Consider the following 20,771-nt stretch of genomic DNA (forward strand, 5'->3'; position numbering starts at 1 on the left):
GCCACGGTGCCGAGCCGCCCCCGGTCCGGTGCCGGAGGATGCCCCCCTCCCCGTCCCGGCAAAGAAAAAGCGGGGTCCGAACGGACGGAGTGCAAGGACGCGGCGAAGCCCGGCCTTGCACTCCGTCCGCCGAGGGCCCCACACTCGATCGCCGGGATGCGAAGGAGCGAGTGCTGACCTCGCCCTGTCCGCTCGGGGACGCCGTGGGCGAGGGTCAGGCGGGAGGCGTGAGAAGCTCGGCGACGGCCGTCTCGTCGTAGTACGGCGAATCTCCCACCGTGATAACGGGGGCAGGCGCGCTCTGCCGCTTGAGGAGAGTCTTCACACGCTCCCGGCGCTGCGTGGGCGTGAGCGCGGGGGACGTCGCGGGCAGGCGCTCGGCGATCTGGCTGCGCGAGATCAGGCCGCGCTCGCGGAGAACAGCCTCGGCCGCCTGCCTGAGGTAGCGGGCCGCGACGTCGGCGCTCACGTCGAGTTCCTCCGCCAGTACCCGTGTGGTGAGGTCCTCGTCGTTGTCGAGCGCCGCGCGCAGGCGCCGGGTCACTTCCTTGTGGCGGGTGTCCTGGGTGCCGGAGGCCGCTGTGATCTGGGCGGGCCGGGGGCCGCTGTATCCCGGACGGGTGGTGTCGTACCAGAAGAACCAGGCGGAGACCTCGCTGGCGTCACAGCGGTGGTCGAACTCGTCGCGGGGCGGGAACGGCCGCTCGGGATGGTCTGCGTAGTCGGCGGCGAGGACTCGGACGGCGGTCGGCGTGACACCGCGCAGCCGCGCCATGTCCACCCAGCGCCACCGCTCGCCGGGCGTATAGGGCATGCGCTGGGGCTCGGCGGAGAGCCGGGGCCCCCTGTGCGCTTCCGGCGCCTTCTCGTTGGGGCCGAAGAGCTGCTTGCGCACCCACTGGGCACCTTCTTCCAAGGGGAAGAACTGGGCCCCTCGCGCACCAGTGCGCACGGTGGACGCAAAGTCCGGGTCGGCGCCCAGCCAGTTCCGCACCGTTTTCTCGGCGACGCCGGCGAGGTAGGCGAAGTCCTTGCGGCTCAGTTCCCGGTTGGTGCGCTGGAGCTCGGCGAGCCGCTGGTCGAACTGTTCTCTGGTCGTGGTCATCGTGGCCCATCCTGTCTCATGGCCAGGCTCTACACTGTCGGGTACTGCAACCGGGTCTCCGTGGAGATCTCCGATTGTGGGTTCCAGGGGCCGGCGGCTTTGCCCAAGTCAGCACACTTCGGTGGTGCTGGTACGGACTTCGTCCGTGTCGTCGGCCCCACTCCCTTTTCCGGGGTCGGTCGTGGACTGGCGCGAGGCCAACCACTCGGCGACCGCCTTCGCGCAGGCGGCGGCATGGGCCATGAGATCCGCGCCGGGCTGGGCCTCGTAGATTCTGGCGATATCGCAGAAGTCCGAGCCGTCGTAGCCCTCGTACGCAGTGGCCGACAAGCCGCCGGGGTACTGATCGATGGGGTTGTTGATGTTGAACTCCCAGCCGGTGGTGACGGCGACGTGCTCGTGGTCCAGGGCCTGGTTCTGGGAGAGGTGCGGCGGGTGGGCGACGATGAAGTTCTCGTCGAGATCGGGGAAACCTGGGATCTCCACGGCGGCGAGGGCATGCACCAGCACCGCGGCGACGGGGATGCGGGCAGGAGTGGTCATGGGAGTTGTGCCTTTCTGCATGAGGGGGCCGTGCGGTCCTGCGGCGTACCGGCGGCAGGGAATGCTGGCCGGGCGATCCGATGCGACCGGGAGCGGGAGGCCTATCGGGGCCTGGTGGTCTGGTGGACGGGGTGGAGGACACCGATGCTGATGGCGAGGGCCTCCAGGTCAGTGCCTTCGGAGGGGACGGGCTGGGCTGCGGGCCGTGGGCTGGTGGTGATCAGCCGCAGCCGGGCCGGGCTGACGAGACGGAGTGCCTGTCGTGTCGCTTGATCGAAGTCGTCACCCGGGTGGGCTGGTGTGCTCGCGATGCTGGTCATAGGAAGGCTCCGCGGGAGGGGCGTTCCTGGTGGGCGGGAGATTCGGCCCGCCCACCAGGAACGCCGTGGGTTCCGTGAGTCCGCTGCTCGGCTTGCCCTGCCGGACGGCGGACGCGAAGGGCTCGATCAGTGCGGGGTGGAACCGCTCCGCGCGCTTCCGGGGTTCTCCGGGCCGCGGCGCATGAGCTCGTGGCGCCGCTCGGCATAGGCTGCGACGTCCTCGGTGGGGAGCATCGTGTGGTCGAGGGGGTTCTCCTGTACGTGCCACATGCCGTCGCCTTCGTGGCCGTGCGGCCGGAAGCTGAGGATGTGCTTCTGGTCGGCCAGGGTGGCCAGGGTGATGTGCGCCTGCTGCTCGTCGCGCGGGAGCTGTTCGAACTTCAGCTGGTTCCAGTCGGCGACGAAGAACCGCACGCCATTCGCGAAGACGTTGTCGGAGCTGAGGTTCAACCGCTCGGCGCACAGCAGCAGATCGGCCAGCAGACGGGCGATCACCTCGCTCACGGCGGCGACCGGCAGGGCTGCGAGTTCCTCTTCGTTGACGAACCTTTCGAAGTCGAACTTCTCGAACTCCGCCCGCAGTTCCCAGATGCGGCGCTGCAGAAGGTCGAAGGCGTTGGGGTTGCGGCGGGCCCAGTAGTGCAGGACGTCGCCGAACAGGGTGGTCATGACGGTTTCCGCCTCGCTGCGGAAGACGGGGCTGGTGCGCAGCACGTCCCACCCGGCGTTCCACTGGTCCTGGCCGTAGGTCAGGACGGCGCGCAGGCCGCGGGCAGCGGGATCCTGGTGGAAGGCGGCGCCAACACATGACGTGTCGAGGTACTCCCACACGGCGGCTTCGCCCCGGTTGCCGCGGGTCCTGATACGTGCCCTGGTGTCCATGCTTGGTTGCCTTTCGAGTGCGGCCGGACGACGCGTCGCCGGCTGGAAAAGGTGACAGGTTGCCTCCGGGGCGCGGTCGCCCGCGCCCCGGAGGAGTGGGGTGGGTCAGCCGGGGAGGTGGGCGTGCGCGTTGGCTCGGATCCAGGACGCGGCGAACTGCGCGCAGTGGGCGGACTCTTCGGCGATGCCTCCCGGCAGGCGGGAGCCGCTGTAGAGGGTGTCGATCAGGTCGCCGTCGGCGTTCTGCAAGGTGATGGTCCACGGCTCGTCGTAGGCGTCTATCGGCCGGTCGGCGTAGTCACCGGACTGGACGTACAGGCGAGGGCCGGTGTGGACGGCCTCCCCAGCGGCAGCTATGTCGAGCGGGACAACGCGGTAGCTGATGCCGCATTCCCACATGGGGTACGACGGGATGCCGTAGGCGCCGAGGGCCGTATGCAGAACGTCACCCTCGGTGGGGGCGGGCTCGTCGACGGGGCGCAGTTCGATGTAGCTGCCCGGCATGGCCACGCTGTACGCGCCGGAGGCATCCACAAGGATGTTGGCCTGCGGTACCTGTTGCCACACGCCCAGTACGAACTCGACGCGGTCGGCCGCCAGTGCGGCCGGATGCTCGACGGGATCACTGTCGTGCGAAGTGGCGTATGTGGCCGTGTAGTTGGCGGCGTGTGCAACCGGATTGGCCGGAGCGAGCACAGTGCCGCGCTCGGGCAGGGGGTGCACTTCGCGGTACGCCGCGCCGAGGGCCAGCCGATGTGCGGCGGCGACGACCTCGTAGGCCGCCGTGAGCGCCGTCTCCTTCTCCAGGAGGTGCTGACGGAGGATGAGCTTCCTGCCTGCTCCTTCGGCGCCCTCGGCGCTGTATCCGGCGGGCAGGAGCGGCTGCTCAGCGCGGAGCTGGGCAAGACGGCCGTCCGTCCTGCTGATCGACCACTTGTGCCCGCTCGCGGCCCTGCGGTGGAGGGCCACCACGGCCTCGGTCATGATCAGCTGCCGCCGGGCGGCCGTGAGCCTGTCGCGCGCGGCGGTTCGCATCGTGTGTGTCTGCATGGGGTGCTCTTTCGAATCGTGGGTTCAACTCCGGTGCGCGGCTTGCCCTGCCGCACACCGGAGAGGGGTGGTGATGAGCTGTCAGCCGATGGCGGCCGCCAGCGAATCGGCGAGGCGTTGCAGGGTCTGCGTCTGGCCCTCGTCGTCGGCGCTCTCCACCGCCTCGGTCACCGGATCGAGGAGCTCCCGCAACGTGCGCCGCACGCCCGCGTCTCCGGCGGCTGCCAGCACGTACATGAGGAGGTCGGCGCAGATGTCTCCGGCCAACTCGGGGGCGAAAGAGGCGTTGAACGTCGCCCAGCCGTCGGGCGCCGTGGCCCACCCCGGCGCGATGACGTTGCCGTCACCGTCGATCTTGGTGCCGTCCTCGCCGACCCAGCGGAGGGTGTAGGCCATCAGGGCGCGTCCGCGTTCCACCGCGGTTGACTTGATCAGCAGGGTGTAGTCGGTGGGCGCGTCGATCGGAAGAGGTCCGTCGAATTCCATGGAAGTCCTATCGCGATAGTGGGCTGGGAGCCGGTGCCCGGTCATGTCCTGCCAGGCACCGGCGGGGAGTCGAGACGGTCGCCGCCACTGACTGAGGGCCGCGTGGATCCCCCGGAGACATTTACCCCGTCTCGACATAGGTAAATTTATGCTTCCATGGTCGGACGGTCAACGGTATTTCGGCTGGCTGGACCCCCACTTGCAGGCAGTGCAGTGTCTAGGGGTGGCCGTCCTGGCCCCGTTCATCCGGGTGCGATCTCGCGGCGACCAGGCTGGTGGCCCTGGTCCGGTCAGCTCCGGGCCAGTTGGAGGATCCGCTTCAGGGTGAGGTTCTTCTTGAACGGCTTGCCCATGCGCTCCTCGGCTCCCGCGTATTCCTCGAAGATGCCGCCGTTGACCCGCGCGGACCCGATCAGGTCCTGGCGGCTCGCCAGCGGGCACGCCCGGCAGCTGAGCCGCCCCACCAGTTCATAGGCAGGATGACAGGGGATGCCGTGGTCGACGTGGGTCTTCCAGACCTCATCCGTCTTGAGGTGATGGATCGGCAGCCAGGTCGTGACTTCGCGGAGCGTTTTCGCGGTCATCCGGTGCCGCTCGACGACCGGCTTCGCCGCTCGGGCCCGGGACTCCTCGGCCCGCATCCCCAGCGCATACCCGGCCCTGATCGGGCGGCCCAGCCGCAGCTCCGCACCGAGCTCGTCGACGAAAACTCTCCCGACAGCCGTTTTCGTATCACTCGTGCAAAACCGCGCAAAATATCCGGGCCAGTTGCCGTGATCCATGATCCGGTCCCACAGGGAAGGCCACCGCTGACTGCGACGGACGGCGAACGGCACGTCGTACAGGGCGGCATGGTCGCGGGCCACTTCCAGGGCACCCGGCCACTCGATCAGGTGCCCGTTCGGCGTACGGCCCAGGTCGCAGTGGAGCACCCGGACCTTGTGCAGCTGGCCCGCCTGGTCGGCCTGCGTGCACACCTCGTGTACGAGAACACCGGAGTCTTTCCCGCCGCTGTCGCCGACGACCACAACGTCGTGCCGGTCCCAGTCGAACTCGGCCAGCTCCGCGGGTGCCGCCTCGGCCGGCGGGGTGAACAGTTCGAGCTGGGCACATCCGGTGCCGCACGGCGGGGCGGACGTGAGGAGCTTGGTCACTGAGGTCTCCCAAGGGATAAGGGGATTCGGAAGAACGCCCGGGCGCGCGCGGAGAGGCGTCTCGCCGCATGCCGGGCGGAAGGGAAGCGATCCGGATGTCCCTGGCCAGCACCAGGCAGGCTGGCCAGGAACATCCGCCTGCGTCAGTGCTCCGACACCTGGTTCACGAACGCGGTGATGACCGCGTGCGCCGCCGTCTCGCTGAGGCGAAGGAGCTCCAGATTGCACACGGCCGTCAGGTGAGGGCCGGACAGCTCCAGGAGCGCGAGGCCCTCCACCTGCCAGCGTCCGGACAGCTCCGATGTGTAGGTCGGAGCATCGAAGGCCTCCGCGTCGTATCCGGGCAGAGGACGGCTGTCGACCACGCCCAGCAAACCGGCGGTCTGCTTGTCCAGCCACCGGGCGGCGTCGCCCTGGAAGTCGGCCGGGTCGTGGAAGGCGGCTTCCTCGCTGTCCGGGCTGTCGCCGACGGCGGCGAGGACCGCGGGCACCAGACTGAGCGGCAGGAGGTTGAAGCGGACGCTGTGCCCGTGGCGCACGTAGGTGTTGAACCAGCGGCCGGACGTGACGCCGTGGGTGAACGTCACTTCCATCCACGGCGATTCGGTGGGCCGGGAGCGGGTCACGAGGGGCAGGACGCCCTGGGTGAGCAGGAGCCGTATCGTGGCTCGGTCGGTGCGGCTTCGCTGGACGGTGCGGGCGACATGTGCGCGGGCTTCGTACTGGCGATCCAGGTGGTCCATGGGGCGCTCCTGAAGGTGTGGGCGCCGGGCCCGGTTTGCCCTCCGGGCCCGGCTAATGAGGAGGAGGTGGGGCCACCCTGGGGCGGCCCCACCGGGAGTTACAGAACGGCGGCCACGCGCTCGCCGAGCCACTGCGCGACGTTGACGCTCACCGCGTTTCCGGCCTGGACCGTCTTGGCGGCGTCGCTGGTGCCCGTGACGATGTAGCCAGGCGGGAAGCGCTGGGCGTTCATCTGCTCGCGCCACTTCAACATCCGGAAGTAGCAGTCCTCGATCCGCGCCGCCTGCCGCAGCAGACCGGCCGAATCGTGCGTGGACAGGGTGTGCAGCGGCTCGGACGTCGGCTTGGCCTTCGCCCCCTTGCGGTACGGGATGACCAGCCCGTGGTGATTGCCGCCCGCCATGACCGCGGACAGTGGCCGTTCGATCTTCCGGGCTTTGCCGTGGTTGCGCAGTTCGATGACGAACGGCGGGGCCGCAAGGCCCGGGGACGACGTGGCGTAGGGGAAGCTCTCCGGCGGGATGAGCAGCCCTTCGCCGATCTTCGCGCACCGGGACGGCAGCGGGGCCAGGTCCGGCCGGAAGACGCGCCCGTCGTGACCGCTGTGGTTCACGGTCAGCACCGAGGGGGTTTCGGGGAACATCTCCAGTCCCGCCTCGATCCGGGCGACGGTGTTCTCGGCCAGCGGGTCAAGCCCGTGCTCGTGACGGTCTGCGATGCGAATGCCCTGATCTTCCCAGTTGATGATGGAGGACGCGGGCTGGACGTACGGCTCGACGATGCCGTGGCCGCGCGAGCACGTGTAGTCGTACTGCACGCCGTACTTGCCGACTCCCTCCCGCCGGGGCTTTTGGCCCTTGCGGGGCTTGCGGAGCGGGCGCCAGGTCTGCACCGCGTGCACGTCCTCGTCGCAGCCTTCGCAGAACGCCAGCGGCGTCGGCTTCACGTCCGGGAGACGGACCCCGACCTTCGTGAAAACGATGTACAACCGATCGCGCCACTGCGGGGCGGGGAGATTGAATGCGTCCCCGATGTGCGCCGACGAGACACAGACAATCTGGTAGTTGTAGCCCAGCTGTGTCATTCCGGCCAGCCACCAGTCGAACAGCTCCCAGTCGGTGGCGAATTCGATGACGTTCTCCACCAATACGGCCTTGTAGCGGTGGAGTTGAACGGCACGGATGACTTCGAATGCGGTGGCCCTCGTGCGCACGAACGCCTTGTCGGGGAGCGCCTTCCACTCTTCGTCGTCCACTTGCCCCTTGGTCCGGGGGCGGCCCCCGGCGGGACTTATCTCCGTACAGATGGGACTCGCCCAGAGGATGTCAGTCCTCGGGAGGCGTCTCATGTCGTAGTACTCCATCTCGGCGCAGAGATGCTCGGCGTCGGGATGATTGGCGGTGTGCGTATCGACCGCTACTTGCCAGTGATTGGCAGCGAGTATCAGTTCGAGTCCGGCATTGACCAAGCCGGTACTGGAGCCGCCCGCGCCCGCGTACATGTCGGTGAATGTGAGGCTCAAATGTTCTTCCTGCGTGTGTGGGTCCCTGGACGCGTCGGGCCCGGTTTGCCCTCCGGACCCGACGCGCTGGAAAAGCTGCGATGCGGTTACTTGCTGCGGTTCTGGGACGTGAGCCAGACCGCGGTCTCGATGACGTCCTCGACCGCGACCAACTCGAAGGTGCGGCTCCGTGCTTCGCGGATCAGGTCCCAGGTGGAAGCGGCGCCGAGTTCGGCAGCCACGAGACGGGCGACACGAGTGCGCGGATCCTCTGTCTGCACGGAGAGTCGAAGGCCTGCCGTACTCCAGCTCGCCAGCCAGGGAAGAGGCGCCCACAGAACAGGGACCGTCTGAGCGTGGAGGGGCAGGCTGGCCGGTGAGGAATCACTGGCGTGGTTGCTGGCCAGCATCAAGGGCCAGTGGTTGTGAGCTCGGGGAATGCGCTTGGTCATGTGTCCATCCGGGGTTGTGGGTTCATACGTGCCGGGCCCGGTTGCCCTCCGGGCCCGGCACGTTGGGGAGTCGCTTCGGCTGCTAGCCGCCGTAGGTCTCGATGACCCTCTTCTCGACGGTGAGCAGGCGGCAGAGGCGGGTCACGACCTCGGCCGGGACGTTGATGGTGGCGCCGTTGTAGCCGTCGGCGTCGAAGACGGTTACGAGGGCTCCGCCGGGGGTCGTGTGGTCGAAGCGGCGCACCTCGGACAGGTCGGAGAGGAGGCCGTAGAACTTGTCCGGGCCGTCCGGCGCCTCGCCGTCTACCGGGGCGCCGAGCGGGTGGTGACCGCCGTAGCGGATCGCCGTCGCCTGGAGGTAGCGCTGGGTCGCGCCGATCATCCGCAGGAGCTCGGAGCCGTGGTAGACGACCGCGATGTGCTCATCTGGGCCCTCGTGCTGCACGTGCCAGTTCTTGACCTGGTCGGCCCGGCTGGGCAGGCCTTCGTCGCCCCCGATGGTCAGGTACGTGGAGTCCGGGAGCGGGACGTGGATCAGGTAGCCGACACCCTGGACAGAGACGATGTCGCCGATCACGTCGTGCTCGCGCAGCGTGGCGAGGACGGGCGCGTACTGGGGGCCGATCTCGCCGACCGAGTAGGCCATGGCGATCGCCCAGTCCACTAGCGGCTTGGGGTCGCTGGGCCAGGGCAGTTCACCGCCTGCGATGTTCGCACCCTGCGACGACCGGCGGTTCCAGAGCAGGACGAGGGGTGAGGTGGGCTGGGGCCTGTCGGGGCCGGGCCACACCGTCACCTCGTCTCCGGAACTCGGCAGGATGAACACGACGGACTTGCCGAGATTGTGGTTCGCCTCGACCTGTGCGCCTTCCCGGATAGCGATGGCGAGGGCGGTCATAGAAATCGGGATTTTCTTGTCAGTCACGTGGGTGGATCCATTCCGTAGCTGTGGGTTCCAGGAGGCTTTGCCCTGCCCCCTTTGGAATTCAGTTTCGTGAAATTACGTCAATGTTCTACGGGTTAGATAGAGCGCGCTGTGGAGTTTTCAAGGAGCGATTAAACGAGTACTTCTGTTTGCTGATGGCGATTTCTTCGGGCGGCTTCCATTTTCCCTTTCCGCCCCCCTCGACATAGGTAAATCTATGTTCCATGGGGAAGTTGGTCAACCTGAGAAAAGGGCTACCTGGGGGCGGATTTGGGAAATTTTCCGAATGCTGGACGGCCTGCAGAAACTTTCAATACGCTGGACGGCCCGCGCTCGGCAACAGAGCGGTATCAATTGCGGCGTGGTGCCGTAGAGTGCCCCCCTCCCCTTCCCGGCAATAGGAAAAAGGGGGTCCGAACGGGAGGGGTGCAAGGGTGCGGCGGAGCCCGCCCTTGCACCCCTCCCGCCGAGGGCCCCATGCTCGAAAGGCCGGGAAGACGGGTTGCCCCGGCCGGCTCGCCACGAGGGCGGATCAGCAGGCCGGGGAATGCCGCTTGCGGGATCAGATGGGGAGTCGGAGCTGTCGGCACGTGGTATGCCACAGCTCCTCGAAGTTCTTCTTCTGCTTCGGGATCACACCGCTGGGGGCGATCGCATGGAACTCCTCGACGGTGGGGAAACGGGTGCCGCGCGAGAGGGTCTGACTGCGGAGATGACCGAGGGGGTGCAGGATGCTTTCCTCTACGCGCTCGTCGCCCTCCTGAGCGCGACGGCGTAGGAGGTCGGCGACCTGTGCATGCGTTCCCGTGATCACGACCTCGACGGACCTGCTCGCCTTCCCCTTCCTGGACGCGTCGCGGCAGCCCGGCTGCGGGTCGCGGCAGATGGGCCCGTGCCACTGCACGCACGGCGGTGTCCGCTCCCCGGTGTCCGGATCGAGGCACCCGGGCCACGGGGAGGGGCAGGAGTCGCCGTGCCGCTCCCGACAGCTCTTGGTACGGGCTGGCGGGAAGACGCGCCGTACCCGATACAGCGCCCATTCCGCCGACGCCAAGTGGCCGTCAAGTGCCCGCAGCGCCACGGTGTTGCCGTCCTCCGCCACGAGCTCGTACAGGGTGCCCTTCGGGTAGAAGGAGCCGTTCTCGTTCAGCGCCATCGACGTGTACTCCAACGCCAGCACCTCGACAGCCTGCTCAAGGTGGTCGCGCAGGCGTGCCAGATGGACTGGCAAAGCAGCACAGGAGCCCGAATAGACGCAGAACGTGCAATATGACTTGGGCCACGCAAAGCCGAACTGGGTGAACAGCCGGGCTTCCACGATGTCGCGATCCCAGGCCCGCCCAATGAGCGGGTACTCGACGGTGCAGATGGTCCGGCGGGCCTTGAGGTTGTCCTCGTGCTGGCATCCGTCGTAGCTGCGGGCGCGCTTGTGCTCGCCGGCGTGGTAGCCGACGATCTTCCGGAACGGCCGGTCAGGGAACGTGGCCAGCCCCCACTGGTCCAGCGGCCAGCCCTTGTATTTCAGCGAGCACGAGTTACCACCTGCGGCCTGTACGACCGTGCCGTTGAGGGAGAGTTCGTCCATCAGGGTCCAGCGACCTCGCGGGACGAAGCGCCGCGGCTCACGGGAGTCCGCGAGGACCTCCCAGCCGTCCGCCTCGTACGGGCCGCACCGCGCGACCTGGATGTACCTGACCCTGTGGCGCCGCAGGAGAGGGAAGATGTTGTCCTCGACGAGCCTGACGGTGTCCTCCCATTCCGATCCCACGGTCGCTGTGATCACGATCAGGTCGGAGAGATCCGGCTCCAGGCCGTAGCCGGTCGGGTCGCGCAGCATTTCGATCAGGACGAGGGTGGAATCTGCGCCCAATCCATAAGAGAGCACGGTCGTCGGCTTGGCGTCGGCCGTAGCGGGCGGAGGGTCTTGCCACAGGTCGAGTTGTAGTTGCCGGGTGTGGGCACCCATGTGTGTCCCCTTGCCGAAGGTGGGTTCCGGGGGCTTGCCCTGCCCCCTGTTGCGACGTAGGTGAATCTGCGCCCTGTCGGGCGCACGGCCCCGGCGCTGCCCGGCCCGCACCCACAGTGGGGCGAACCGAACTCTCCTCCGAGGAAGAGGTGTTGGGCTCGGGAGGATGCCGCCCGTGCAAGAGGCGGGCGGCATCCGGGAGCGTCCGGAGGGCGTAAGGACCAGGGTCCGCCGGGCTGGTCAGGAACGCTCGGCAGCCGGTTGCGAGCGGAAGAGCCTCACGTCACCGGGGCTGCGCCGTGAACCGCAGGCTGCGGATCGTGCTGCCGTCCCATGCGTCCGCGTTCGCGCGGGAGTTGATGTCGGCCACGAAGCGTTCCGTGGCGACGGCGCGGGCCGCCGCCTTGGTCGGGGCCTCCTGTGCGGGGATCGTGTACTCCCATACACCGTCGTCCCCACCGTCTTCGGGATGCTGGAACTGGACCACCCACGTGCCGGTGGTCGTGAACACGACGTCGCCGTTGAGCGTGATCCGCAGGGGTACGGCGTCCTCGTCCCAGATCCGGGCGCCGACCGCGGTGAGCCCGTCCGTCTCGGCGGAGATCTGGGCCTCTCCGGCTTCGTCGACGTAGAAGAAGCAGGCGGCCCCTGCGATGGTGATGCTGGGGTGGCAGGGGGTCTGCGGGTCGTTGTAGTCCGCGCAGGAGAAGTGCGCGCCCAGGTTCAGATCCTGGTACAGCGCGGCCTTCCACTCGTCTCCGCTGGTGGCCAGATGCTGGCGGATGACCTGGGCGACAGCGCGGGCGATCGCCTCGGTGTCACCGGTGGCCAGGTCCGGGAATCGGGCGATCTCGCCGGGGCCGCCGAAGACGGTTCCCACGCGCAGATGGCCGTGGTCGTCGAACCGAAGAGCGAAGGCGTCGGTCCCGGGTGCTGTCAGGCGGGCGCTGGCCCCTTGGGTGCCGCGCTCGGCCGCCCAGGCGCCGCCGAGGATCCCGGCGGCGAGCTGCGCGATGTCTCCTGGAGTGTGCACGATCTGGCTGGTCCCTTCGATTCTTGTGGGAATTCGTGCTGGACGGGCGCCGTCGGAACGCGCGGCTCGTGGGCGGGAGCGCGAGCCGACGGGCGGGTTCCGCGGCCGGGGGCAGGGCGGGGTGACAGCCCTGCCCCCGGCTGGGAGCGTGGGTCAGAAGAGAGGGAGGACGGTGTGGGGGGCGTCGACTGCCTGCTGGAGCATCGCGGCGTCCGGCCCGCCCTTCGCCATGATCAGCATCCCGCCGAACTGCCCCATCTGGGACTCCGTCAGCGGGCTCTCGCCGCGTTCGGTGAGGAATTCATCGACGGCGTCCAGTACGTCGTCGGGGTGGGTGAACTCGCCGACCAGGCCGAGCAGTCCGGCCGGGTCGCCGTCCTTCCACAGTTGCGCCGAGAAGCACCGAAGAGCCGGGTCGAAGACCGCCTTGAGCTCGGTGGTTTCGTTGAGCTGGAGCGGCTTCCTCAAGTGGTCGAGGCTCATGGGGTCTCCGTAGTTCGAGAGTGGGTTCCGGGGCTTGCCCTGCCCCTTATTGACATAGGTAAATCTACCTTCCATGGGGATGGTGGTCAATCGCAAATAGGGCTGTGAGCTGGTCAGTTATGGGTGTGAAGGGCTTGGCTGGCGCGGTCACGTCCCAGTGTGCCGCGGCCGGCTGACGGACCTAGCACCGTGCGGGGCGTTGCCGTGGAGATCGGCCCCCCGGCCCCTCCCGGCGAAGAGAGATTTGGGGGGCCGCCGGACGGAGTGCAGGGGAGGACGGCCTGTATTTCTCCGTGACGCAGGAGCGGAGAAATACAGGGCGGCCGACCTTGCGCGGAGTCCGCCGCGGCCTCCCATACTCGATAGCCGGGAGGGACACCACCCGCACCCGGCCGAGCGCATCAACCCCGACACGCCCTGCTTGGCCTGATGCGCATAGGTGCCTCATGCGTCATCGGGCTCCGCCTTCGCCGCCCAGAGGACTGGCCGCAGGCAGTGCCCTGCACTCGGCAATGGGGCCGGATGACGCAGAGGGTCGGACCGGCCGTCAACTCGGGTGCGGCACACGGATGCGGCGATTCATAATCCACTCCTATGACGACCGATCAGCCGCATCGCCGGTTCGGCCCCGATTTCGTGGCCGAACAGAAAAGCCGATACGGCCACCGCCGCCCTGAGGGGCGGCCCCTTTCGTACGACCTCGCCGTAGGGGACGAGTACGAGCCGTGGCGGGCGTGGCTCGACGCGCAGCTCGCCCTGTTGCCGGACAAGCACGCCGATACGTACGCCAGGAACCTCTGGAAGGACCAGAACTTCTGGAGCGATCACATCGAACTCGCCGCCGGCGAAGCGCTCCGGGCGTCGGGGCTCCGCGTGGAGTACGAACGGCTGTGGGGCACCAAGACACCGGACTGGACCGTGCTCGACGACGAAGGCCAGCCGGTCGCTCTGGTGGAGGTGTTGACGCACAGCCCGTCGAACGAGCTGACCGGGAGGATGAAGGCGTGGCACGACCTGGTCGAGCGGGTCAAGGAGATCCCCGTGCCGGTGGTGCTCACCGTGGCCGGCCTCCCTGACCGCCCTGTGGATCCGCCGAACGCACACACAGCGAAGAAGATCGCCCAGGACCTGCGGCGCTACCTGTTCTCACCCTTGCACCAGGTGCAGTTCGCCAGCCAGGGCTACACCTTCCTCGTCATGGCCGACCCGCAGACGGGCACCACCATGCGCCCGCCCGGGATGCGCGCCATCCTGGTCCCGCCCAGCGGCCTGGCCGGAGTCGTCTCGGCCCAGCCGCTGGTCGCAGGCATCGAGGAGAAGGTCAGCAAATACCGGGCCGTGGCCAAGGAAGCCGGCCTGCCGCTCATCGTCGCCGCCGGAGCCGACAAGTTCACCGGCCTGGGCATCGAACAGCTGGACTGCCTCTTGAACGGTCAGCCCACGGTGACGGTGCAGTTCAACTACGGCGACACCTTCATCCACAATCCCATCGAGTTCCAGCCCGACAACCCGCCCCGGTGGACGATGCCTTCCGATCTGGCCGGAGTGCTCTGGCTGGACCACCACTTCCCGTTCACGGCGACATGGCGAGCGAACGCGGAGGCTCAGACGCCTGCTCCTGAACGTCTCACCGGCGTCTGGAAACGTTGAAGGGCTCCGCCTGCACAGCCCTTGCGCGGGCGCAGGACCGACCGAGGCGACGTCACGACTGCTCGGGATCCCCGGAGTGCCCGACCAGATGGGACTGCAACTGGTCCAGGAGGACCACCGCGTCTTCCACGGTCACGTACGACATACAGATCGAGGCCGTGGAATCGGCCTCGACCTTGATTTCGAATTCCGCGTATGTGGCCTCGTCGTCCCAGTTGTAGGTGCCGGGCGGGGCGGCGCCGATTCCCTCGGGACCTTCCTCGAACCAGCCGCATCCGAAGGTGACTTCGAGTGTCCCGCCAAGGATGTTCTGGGGGATTCCGCTGAAATCCACCGTGGCGCGGCCGTGATCGTCGAAGCACACGAAGCCGACGGCTTCGCCTGGACGTTCGACTTTCATGCGCGGATCACAGCAGCCGGTTGGGGGGTCCATTCGTCGGAGACCGGGGAATGCGGTGGCGAAGGCGACAACGGCGGCGTCCTGCTGGGCGGTCCAGGCAGTGTGCCAGTCCTCAAGGGCACGGTGGGCGTGTGGCTGCATGGGCTCTCCGATCCAACACGATCGAGAAGGCCAAGAGTTGGGTCGGTACGACTCGTTACAGACTGGGCCCGATCGCCAGGCTCGCCGTGGGGCCTACCGGTGCCGTGGGCCCGGACCGTCCTGCTTACGCGGACGGGTATCCCGCACCGGATGGCGCCCGTGGCCCGGGCTCGGCAGGACCGCGGGGATGGTCAACGGCACTTCGGCGTCGTCGGCGGGGCCTTGTCGGCTCGGCCATGAACCGCAGGGTCAAAGCCGTATCAGGGCCGAGCCGGATCGACAACGGGGGTGCCGTAGGCGGTGGTGGTTGACGGTCGTGGCTCATGCGTGTGCACCTCGAAGACGCGTCGACGCGGTGGACTCGGATTCGCGGAGCGCGGCGTCGGCCATTCCGCTCAGGATCTGGGTCACCTTGGCGTGTCCGACCCTGTCGGTGGGCAGTCGGTGCCTGGCGCCCGCGACGGGCTCGTGGACGCGGGCGCCAGGCAACTGCCGGGCCAGTTCACGGGTTTGAGACAAGGGGATCCAGTCGTCCAGCGCGCCCGTGACGATCTCGACTCTGTTGTCGAGGGCGTGGAGGGCGTGAAGCTGATCTGCCGTGCTGTAGATGCGCAGGGACTTCCACAACTCGGCGATCTGCCCGGTGCGCGTACGGCGGAGGGCCTGGCGGCCCGGCGGCGGAACGTCGTCATGGTGCTGTGCTTCGGGAAGAAGCGCCCATGGGTGACGGCTTGGGAGCCGGCGCCGTACGAGGTCGGCCACGGGCGGCATCCAGCAGAGCGGATACGAGTAGCTGGCGCGGGCTACTGCCTTGGCCCAGTGAAGAGGGTGATTGCCGGGTGCCAGCTGGGCTCTGCTGCAGGCCGTCGAGATCAGGGCCACGTGGGGGTTCCGGCGGAGGATGAGGTCCGGGTGCCGGGCCGCGAGGCTGAGGGCTGCCATGCCGCCCATGCTGTGGCCGGCGAGGACGATCGGGCCCTGGGGTGTGGTGGCGTCGATGATGTGGGCGAGGTCGGCGCCGAGCCGGTCGATGGTGAGTGCGGCGTGACCCGGGTCCGAGGTGCCGTGGGCTCGTTGGTCGTAGCGGATGACCCGGACCCCGTGGGCGGACAGTTCGCGTGCCTGGAGGCGCCAGACGTCCGCGGTCATCAGGTATCCGTGGCTGAGGATGGCCGTCACGCCAGCGTGCGCAGGACCATCGGTGTAGACCGTCAGCCGGGCCCTGTCGTCGGTGACGACGGTGGACCGGCGGGTGCCTGGGCGTGCAGCCGCGCTCACAGCGCGATCCGGAGTTCGAGCTCGTCGGCCACGTCGAGGCCGGAGTTCGGCAGAAGGCCGAGCACCGCCATGTTGCGCACGTACGCGGTCTGAGGCAGGACCGGGCCGCCGAGGTGCTCGACGATGAGCAGCGTCCGCCAGTTCGTCCACTGCACCGTCACGGCGAGGGACGTGAATCCCGCGTCACGGGCGAGGTCGGCGACGAGGTCGGCCAGACGCGTGCCGAGCCCGCGCGACTGGTAGGTCTCCGGGGCGCTGTCGGCGACCAGCAGTGAAACCTCGCACACGTCCGGGGTGCGGACACGCTCGACCATCGATGCCATGGCCACAACGTGATCGGACTGGGCTGGGGTGACGAGGAGTATCCGGCCGCGCGGGCTGTCCACCAGATGCTGCCACTCGGCGGAGGAGAATCCCGGACGGCGGCCTCCGTAGCGGGCGAACAGGCTCGTGACACTGCACCGGGCGTGCAGATCGTCGACGAGGGGATAGTCGTCGAAGGTCGCTGCGCGGGCGTAGGTGATCGTGCCGTCGTCGAGGACGAGGAGCGTGTCGCGTCGGGCATCGGTGAGAAGCGGGGGCACTGGAAGATCTCCCAATCGGCGTCGAATTGTGTGATGTGGCAGGTCAGGAACAGATGGCGGGACCGCGACCGGTCAGCCCCCGAGAGGACCAGTCGCGCCCCGAGCATGGGTTGTCCTGCGGAAGGCGCCGAGCCCATGCACCGCGCCTTCGTCGGCGGCTGCCCCGGCGGCGCCGGACGACGAGGGGGCGAGCGTGAGGACCGCGATCCCGGTGCCGTCGGCCCTGGCGGACTCCGGCGTCACGACGCGCGCGAGCTTGCTGAACGGCACGGTGCATGGGCCTATGCCTCCACGTGGATCACGGTGTCCAGCGTGGGTCCGTCCCTGCCCGTTACGCGGGCGTGCAGCCCCCGCAGGATGGACAACATCCGCTGGTTGCCGCTTCCTGTCATGGCCGTGATCTCGTGGCAGTCGAGGGTGTGAGTGCGAGCGAGTTCCACCGCGTAGTGGGCGAGAGCCGTACCAAGGCCCTGGCCCTGCCAGGAGTCCTCTACGAGGATGCCGAGTTCGCGGACATGCGGGACCGGCGTCCGCAGGAGGTGCGTGATGGCGATGACCCGGGATGGTTCGTGAAGCGGGACCGTGATCAGGGTGGTTCCATTGGCCTGATTGCAGAGATGCCTCCACTCGCGTGGCGCCAAGGACCGTCGAGCGGCGTGGTAGCGAGTGAAGCGCGATTCCAAGGAGCACCTGGCGTGCATCGCGTTGGCCTGGTCGAGGTCGTCGAGCAGGGCGGTTCGGGTCAGGGTGACCCGCTGTGCCCGCGTGGTCGTCTCCAGCCGGGCGGGAGGGACGAGAAGGGAGGAGGTCGGCAACTGCGGTCGGTGAGCGCCGGGGTCGCGTGTGAGCTCTGGGTTCCCCGCTGGCGAGGTGCCGTTGTGACTGGTGTTGCCTGAGCCGATGCCTTGGTTCGACATTGGGTGGTGTCCCCGGCTTCCTCAGTCGAGGTTCATCGGCGTGTTGATGTAAGTCCGGTACACCCAGCCCGACTTGCCCTTGTTCGGGCCCGCCTTCACCAGTACGTAGCCCCAGGACTTCCCGCTGCCGGTCGAGCCCCGATTGCAGGACCAGTAGACCCGCGTGTTCTTGGCGAGCTGTCCCTTCGCGAGGTACTTGGTCCCCGGCCCAGTGCGCAGCTTCACCGTGGTGGAGACGGTGGTGGCCAATCCCACCGACTCGGTGCAGGCCTTCCGGCCGACGCTGCTGGCCGCGCTGGCGGTGGAGGTGGCGGTCACCGTCATACCGGCGGCCACCGAAACGGCCAGCAGACCGGAAGCGGCCAGACGCGCAGGGGTGTGCAGTTCCATGAGAGTTCTTCCCTTCGAGGAGAATTGCTGAAGCGGGGTGTGAAGAAGGCGGCGCTGCTTGGCCACCCGGCTGAGCTGTGCTGTCGGCCGGCGGTGGCAGGATGCGCGGCGGTGCGTCCGGCGACATCGGCGCGAAGGAGTTCGCCGCGACGCCAGTGCGGAGCCGTTGCGAAGCGGACGCGGAGACCTCGACGGAACGGGGTGTGTGGCAGCCGCCCGCAGGCTCCGGACTGGACGAATCCGCTGTGTGCGCGGCACTCGCGTCATAACCGTGTCGCTCGCAACACAGGGCCTACGCGTTCAGGCGCGGATCGCGGTACGAGACCGCGGGACCTGCAACGTCCCAGTTCCCAACGCCATTCAGCCTGCCAGCTGGTACAGCATGTCGCTGCGGATCCACCCGACCGTTCCCTCGGCCAGGCCCCCCTCCGAACGCTTGGCCAGCGCGCTGTAGTACCAGTTGCCCTTCCCGCAGTAGATGCGCACACGATCACCGTCGTAGAGCCGGCCCTTGGCCGTGTAGCCGGTGCTGGGCCCCGTCCGGTAGTTGACGCCGTCACCGTCCACCGTGCCGGTGAAGTCGGAGAAGTTGTACGTGCACTTGGGAGAGGTGGCCGCAGACGCAGTCGGCGCCAGGGCTATCGCGCCTCCGGCGAGGAGAGCAGCGGACACGGTCAGCGCGGCAGCTCGGCGCAGCACAGTCATGATTCGGGGCTCCTTCTGTGAGACACACGGGCTCCGGCAGCACGAAGCCACGCTCATCAACAAATGTTGATAATAGGCGGCCTGGTACGCCAAAAGCACAGGGCCGCAAAGTCTGTGTCTATCAACATGTGTGCATATGCACTGGTGGGGGGCTTGCTGCTCGGGGGTGCCGAAGGGTTGGCGGGCCCCTGGAGGGGCGCCGCATGGTCCGGGAGGGGCAACCGCGCCGGAACTAGCACTGGCGGAGCAATTCGAACAAATGATTGAATCGCTACATGTGTCGCTCTACCCCCTCCGACCTCGCCCGCATCCAGTACGAGTGGGCCGCCACCTACCAGGAGCTGGCCGCAGGGCGCGGTGGCACTACGCTGCGGCGGCGGCTTCTGGCCTTGTCCGCCGCGTCGTACTACCACCCACACTGGACCGCCCGCGGCCGATTGCCAGTGCCGGGGGGCGAGGCCGTCGACCTGGCTCGTGAAGACGAGAACCGCACATGATCGTCCGCGTATGGGTCTGCTCCGGTGACGGCCATGTTCGAGCTGCCGTCTGACCCGCTCCGCCTCCGCATGATTCTGGACTTCCTCGACGATCAGGTCGCGCGGAATCAGACGATAGGCATCTACCTCTCGGTTCAGCAGCAGGCAGTCCAGCGCGCACTGTCCGTGGCCGAGGCGCAGACCGCGGCTGTCCACCCGTCACTGCGTCCGCACCGTGGTGCGGCTGGAGGGAAACCCGTAGCCGGTGCTGCCCCGAGCCGAGGGGAAGGCGAGGCACAGGGTTTCATGATCGAACAGCGACGCACACCGAACGGCCCCGAGGAAGCCACAGTGCACTTGGATGACTGCACGATGGCCAGCGATCGAACCCATCGCGTCAGCACGCACGGTGCTCGACTCGCGCTCACCGACGCGCAGTTGGAAGCGTGCGCGTTCTGTCGTCCCGACACAGAGCTGGGGCTCTTCGACTGAGAGCAATGCCAGGCGAACGCCCGCCTGTCGCAGATCCTCTCGCTGTGCGGGGCCATCCCGGGCCGGAGATCCGGGCCGCGCACTACCGCCCGGGGCGTGGGCGAGGGGACCCCTGGCGGGGTTGTTGCCTCTGCTCGTCCTGCGCCCGTCTGCCGCGTTCCTCGGCGCGCTGCCCACGACGCTGAGGCGCGCGCCGTGTCGGCTGGACCGAACGCTCGCCGGCTACTTCTGGTCGAGCGAGCCGGGAGACGGCTCGCTCATACGCTTCAGCCATGTGGCGCGGGCCGACCGCCAGAACCTGGAGTCGTGGTCGCCGATCACGGTCGGCGGGATCCGGCACGGGATCGAGGAATCGGTACACGATGCGGTAGCGCGGGGCCGGGCGGTTGAGCCGCTGGCCTTCGTCGTATTCCTGCTCGTCGAAGTAGAGTTTCCAGCAGTCTCTAATCTCCGCCGGCCAAGAGTCGGACATCCGTTCCAGGCGGATGCCCGTGCGTTCACCGCTGGTCAGTTGTGCGATGCGGATGATGGCGAGTTTCTGCAGCTGGGGGTTCAGCTTCAGGATGTCGGCGCCGACCTGCGGCAGGTGGTCCCCGCGGAAGGGGTCGGACGACGCCACGTTGTCTCCGTCCTGCTGTCGTTAGTCGCCTTGGGCCGACGCGCCACCGGCCCGGAGGATCTCGTCGGCGTGCTCGGGGACGGCATCGGCGACCAGGCGGGCCAGAGCCGCTGTGTCCAGCCCCTGCCCAGGGGCTGGCGCCTCGCCCATCCGCTGCACGGCGAGATCGCCGATGGCGATCTCGTCGGTACGTTCCACCGCCTGGAGAAGGAGTACGAAGAGGTCGTAGGGCAGGAGGGCGGCCTCGGGCTGGCCTCCCTCCTGCTCAGCGACCAGCAGCGGGCGGGCTCGGTCCCCACCCTCTCGGAAGCCGGCCAGCACCGTACGGAGGGTGGCGGCCACCCGGGCGACGGAGTGAACTGCCTGATGTTCGCTCATGTGATCCACCCTAGACAGCAAGTCCGTCCTCTGGCGCTGCGATTTCTTCCGACTGCCCGCCCGCCGTTCGCATCTGTTCCTCCCAGATTCCGTGCCG

The 20,771-nt window shown here is 68.1% G+C and carries 26 protein-coding genes; 3 read left to right on the top strand and 23 right to left on the bottom strand.

The features are described from left to right. Positions 1 to 214: 214 nt before the first annotated feature. The 14 genes from ABZ928_RS41545 to ABZ928_RS41610 all read right to left on the bottom strand — a co-directional run bounded on the left by ABZ928_RS41545 (position 215) and on the right by ABZ928_RS41610 (position 12,644). Positions 215 to 1,105 (bottom strand): hypothetical protein, encoded by an 891-nt coding sequence (locus ABZ928_RS41545; protein ID WP_361531010.1) that lies wholly within the window; start codon positions 1,103 to 1,105, stop codon positions 215 to 217. A gap of 108 nt (positions 1,106 to 1,213) precedes the next feature. Then, entirely contained in the window at positions 1,214 to 1,648 is a 435-nt protein-coding gene (locus ABZ928_RS41550; RefSeq protein WP_361531013.1) for a hypothetical protein, read from the bottom strand. 101 nt (positions 1,649 to 1,749) lie between these two features. After that, positions 1,750 to 1,968 carry a hypothetical protein gene (locus ABZ928_RS41555; RefSeq protein WP_361531016.1) on the bottom strand — a complete coding sequence of 73 codons (219 nt, stop codon included), beginning with the start codon at positions 1,966 to 1,968 and terminating at the stop codon, positions 1,750 to 1,752. 126 nt (positions 1,969 to 2,094) lie between these two features. Then, entirely contained in the window at positions 2,095 to 2,850 is a 756-nt protein-coding gene (locus ABZ928_RS41560) for a hypothetical protein (protein ID WP_361531019.1), read from the bottom strand. Between the two features lie 105 nt (positions 2,851 to 2,955). Continuing rightward, on the bottom strand, positions 2,956 to 3,900 hold the full coding sequence (locus ABZ928_RS41565; RefSeq protein WP_361531022.1) for a hypothetical protein: 945 nt from the start codon (positions 3,898 to 3,900) through the stop codon (positions 2,956 to 2,958). An 81-nt stretch (positions 3,901 to 3,981) separates the two neighbouring features. After that, a complete protein-coding gene (locus tag ABZ928_RS41570; RefSeq protein ID WP_361531025.1) occupies positions 3,982 to 4,386 on the bottom strand; it encodes a hypothetical protein in 405 nt (134 codons plus the stop codon). A gap of 290 nt (positions 4,387 to 4,676) precedes the next feature. Next, entirely contained in the window at positions 4,677 to 5,540 is an 864-nt protein-coding gene (locus ABZ928_RS41575; RefSeq protein WP_361531028.1) for a phosphoadenosine phosphosulfate reductase family protein, read from the bottom strand. A gap of 143 nt (positions 5,541 to 5,683) precedes the next feature. Next, the gene (locus ABZ928_RS41580; protein ID WP_361531031.1) at positions 5,684 to 6,283 is read right to left on the bottom strand and encodes a hypothetical protein; all 600 of its coding nucleotides are present in this window, start codon (positions 6,281 to 6,283) and stop codon (positions 5,684 to 5,686) included. A gap of 98 nt (positions 6,284 to 6,381) precedes the next feature. Beyond that, on the bottom strand, positions 6,382 to 7,785 hold the full coding sequence (locus ABZ928_RS41585) for a DNA cytosine methyltransferase (protein WP_361531250.1): 1,404 nt from the start codon (positions 7,783 to 7,785) through the stop codon (positions 6,382 to 6,384). A 107-nt stretch (positions 7,786 to 7,892) separates the two neighbouring features. Beyond that, entirely contained in the window at positions 7,893 to 8,027 is a 135-nt protein-coding gene (locus ABZ928_RS41590) for a hypothetical protein (protein WP_361531034.1), read from the bottom strand. Positions 8,028 to 8,319: 292 nt separating this feature from the next. After that, complete coding sequence (locus ABZ928_RS41595) at positions 8,320 to 9,162, bottom strand: hypothetical protein (protein ID WP_361531037.1); 843 nt, start codon at positions 9,160 to 9,162, stop codon at positions 8,320 to 8,322. Between the two features lie 562 nt (positions 9,163 to 9,724). Further along, complete coding sequence (locus tag ABZ928_RS41600) at positions 9,725 to 11,128, bottom strand: hypothetical protein (RefSeq protein ID WP_361531040.1); 1,404 nt, start codon at positions 11,126 to 11,128, stop codon at positions 9,725 to 9,727. Between the two features lie 283 nt (positions 11,129 to 11,411). Continuing rightward, on the bottom strand, positions 11,412 to 12,161 hold the full coding sequence (locus ABZ928_RS41605; protein WP_361531043.1) for a hypothetical protein: 750 nt from the start codon (positions 12,159 to 12,161) through the stop codon (positions 11,412 to 11,414). A gap of 153 nt (positions 12,162 to 12,314) precedes the next feature. Next, entirely contained in the window at positions 12,315 to 12,644 is a 330-nt protein-coding gene (locus tag ABZ928_RS41610) for a hypothetical protein (protein ID WP_361531046.1), read from the bottom strand. Between the two features lie 594 nt (positions 12,645 to 13,238). Between ABZ928_RS41610 and ABZ928_RS41615 the strand changes: the two genes are divergently transcribed. Next, complete coding sequence (locus tag ABZ928_RS41615; protein WP_361531049.1) at positions 13,239 to 14,294, top strand: hypothetical protein; 1,056 nt, start codon at positions 13,239 to 13,241, stop codon at positions 14,292 to 14,294. Positions 14,295 to 14,346: 52 nt separating this feature from the next. Here the strand turns inward: ABZ928_RS41615 and ABZ928_RS41620 are convergent, their stop codons facing one another. The 7 genes from ABZ928_RS41620 to ABZ928_RS41650 all read right to left on the bottom strand — a co-directional run bounded on the left by ABZ928_RS41620 (position 14,347) and on the right by ABZ928_RS41650 (position 18,709). Then, on the bottom strand, positions 14,347 to 14,835 hold the full coding sequence (locus ABZ928_RS41620; RefSeq protein ID WP_361531052.1) for a hypothetical protein: 489 nt from the start codon (positions 14,833 to 14,835) through the stop codon (positions 14,347 to 14,349). Between the two features lie 321 nt (positions 14,836 to 15,156). Next, a complete protein-coding gene (locus ABZ928_RS41625; RefSeq protein WP_361531055.1) occupies positions 15,157 to 16,113 on the bottom strand; it encodes an alpha/beta hydrolase in 957 nt (318 codons plus the stop codon). After that, positions 16,110 to 16,697, bottom strand: coding sequence for a GNAT family N-acetyltransferase (locus ABZ928_RS41630; RefSeq protein WP_361531058.1), 588 nt, complete (start codon positions 16,695 to 16,697; stop codon positions 16,110 to 16,112). Before ABZ928_RS41630 ends, ABZ928_RS41625 begins: the two co-directional genes overlap by 4 nt. Before the next feature lie 72 nt (positions 16,698 to 16,769). Then, positions 16,770 to 16,967, bottom strand: coding sequence for a hypothetical protein (locus ABZ928_RS41635; protein WP_361531061.1), 198 nt, complete (start codon positions 16,965 to 16,967; stop codon positions 16,770 to 16,772). Between the two features lie 11 nt (positions 16,968 to 16,978). Further along, a complete protein-coding gene (locus tag ABZ928_RS41640) occupies positions 16,979 to 17,512 on the bottom strand; it encodes a GNAT family N-acetyltransferase (RefSeq protein ID WP_361531064.1) in 534 nt (177 codons plus the stop codon). 123 nt (positions 17,513 to 17,635) lie between these two features. Further along, on the bottom strand, positions 17,636 to 18,004 hold the full coding sequence (locus ABZ928_RS41645) for a hypothetical protein (protein ID WP_361531067.1): 369 nt from the start codon (positions 18,002 to 18,004) through the stop codon (positions 17,636 to 17,638). A gap of 360 nt (positions 18,005 to 18,364) precedes the next feature. Then, entirely contained in the window at positions 18,365 to 18,709 is a 345-nt protein-coding gene (locus ABZ928_RS41650; protein WP_361531070.1) for an SH3 domain-containing protein, read from the bottom strand. A gap of 275 nt (positions 18,710 to 18,984) precedes the next feature. Here ABZ928_RS41650 and ABZ928_RS41655 point away from each other — a divergent pair, with 275 nt between their 5' ends. Then, the gene (locus ABZ928_RS41655) at positions 18,985 to 19,206 is read left to right on the top strand and encodes a hypothetical protein (protein WP_361531073.1); all 222 of its coding nucleotides are present in this window, start codon (positions 18,985 to 18,987) and stop codon (positions 19,204 to 19,206) included. Between the two features lie 33 nt (positions 19,207 to 19,239). Beyond that, positions 19,240 to 19,677 (top strand): DUF6233 domain-containing protein, encoded by a 438-nt coding sequence (locus ABZ928_RS41660; protein WP_361531076.1) that lies wholly within the window; start codon positions 19,240 to 19,242, stop codon positions 19,675 to 19,677. Between the two features lie 82 nt (positions 19,678 to 19,759). Here the strand turns inward: ABZ928_RS41660 and ABZ928_RS41665 are convergent, their stop codons facing one another. After that, positions 19,760 to 20,296: a hypothetical protein gene (locus ABZ928_RS41665; protein ID WP_361531079.1), complete on the bottom strand. Its 537-nt coding sequence runs from the start codon at positions 20,294 to 20,296 to the stop codon at positions 19,760 to 19,762. A gap of 21 nt (positions 20,297 to 20,317) precedes the next feature. Beyond that, positions 20,318 to 20,674 (bottom strand): hypothetical protein, encoded by a 357-nt coding sequence (locus ABZ928_RS41670; RefSeq protein ID WP_361531082.1) that lies wholly within the window; start codon positions 20,672 to 20,674, stop codon positions 20,318 to 20,320. Positions 20,675 to 20,771: the final 97 nt, after the last annotated feature.

The organism is Streptomyces sp. NPDC046909, assembly GCF_040644695.1.
GTDB lineage: Bacteria > Actinomycetota > Actinomycetes > Streptomycetales > Streptomycetaceae > Streptomyces.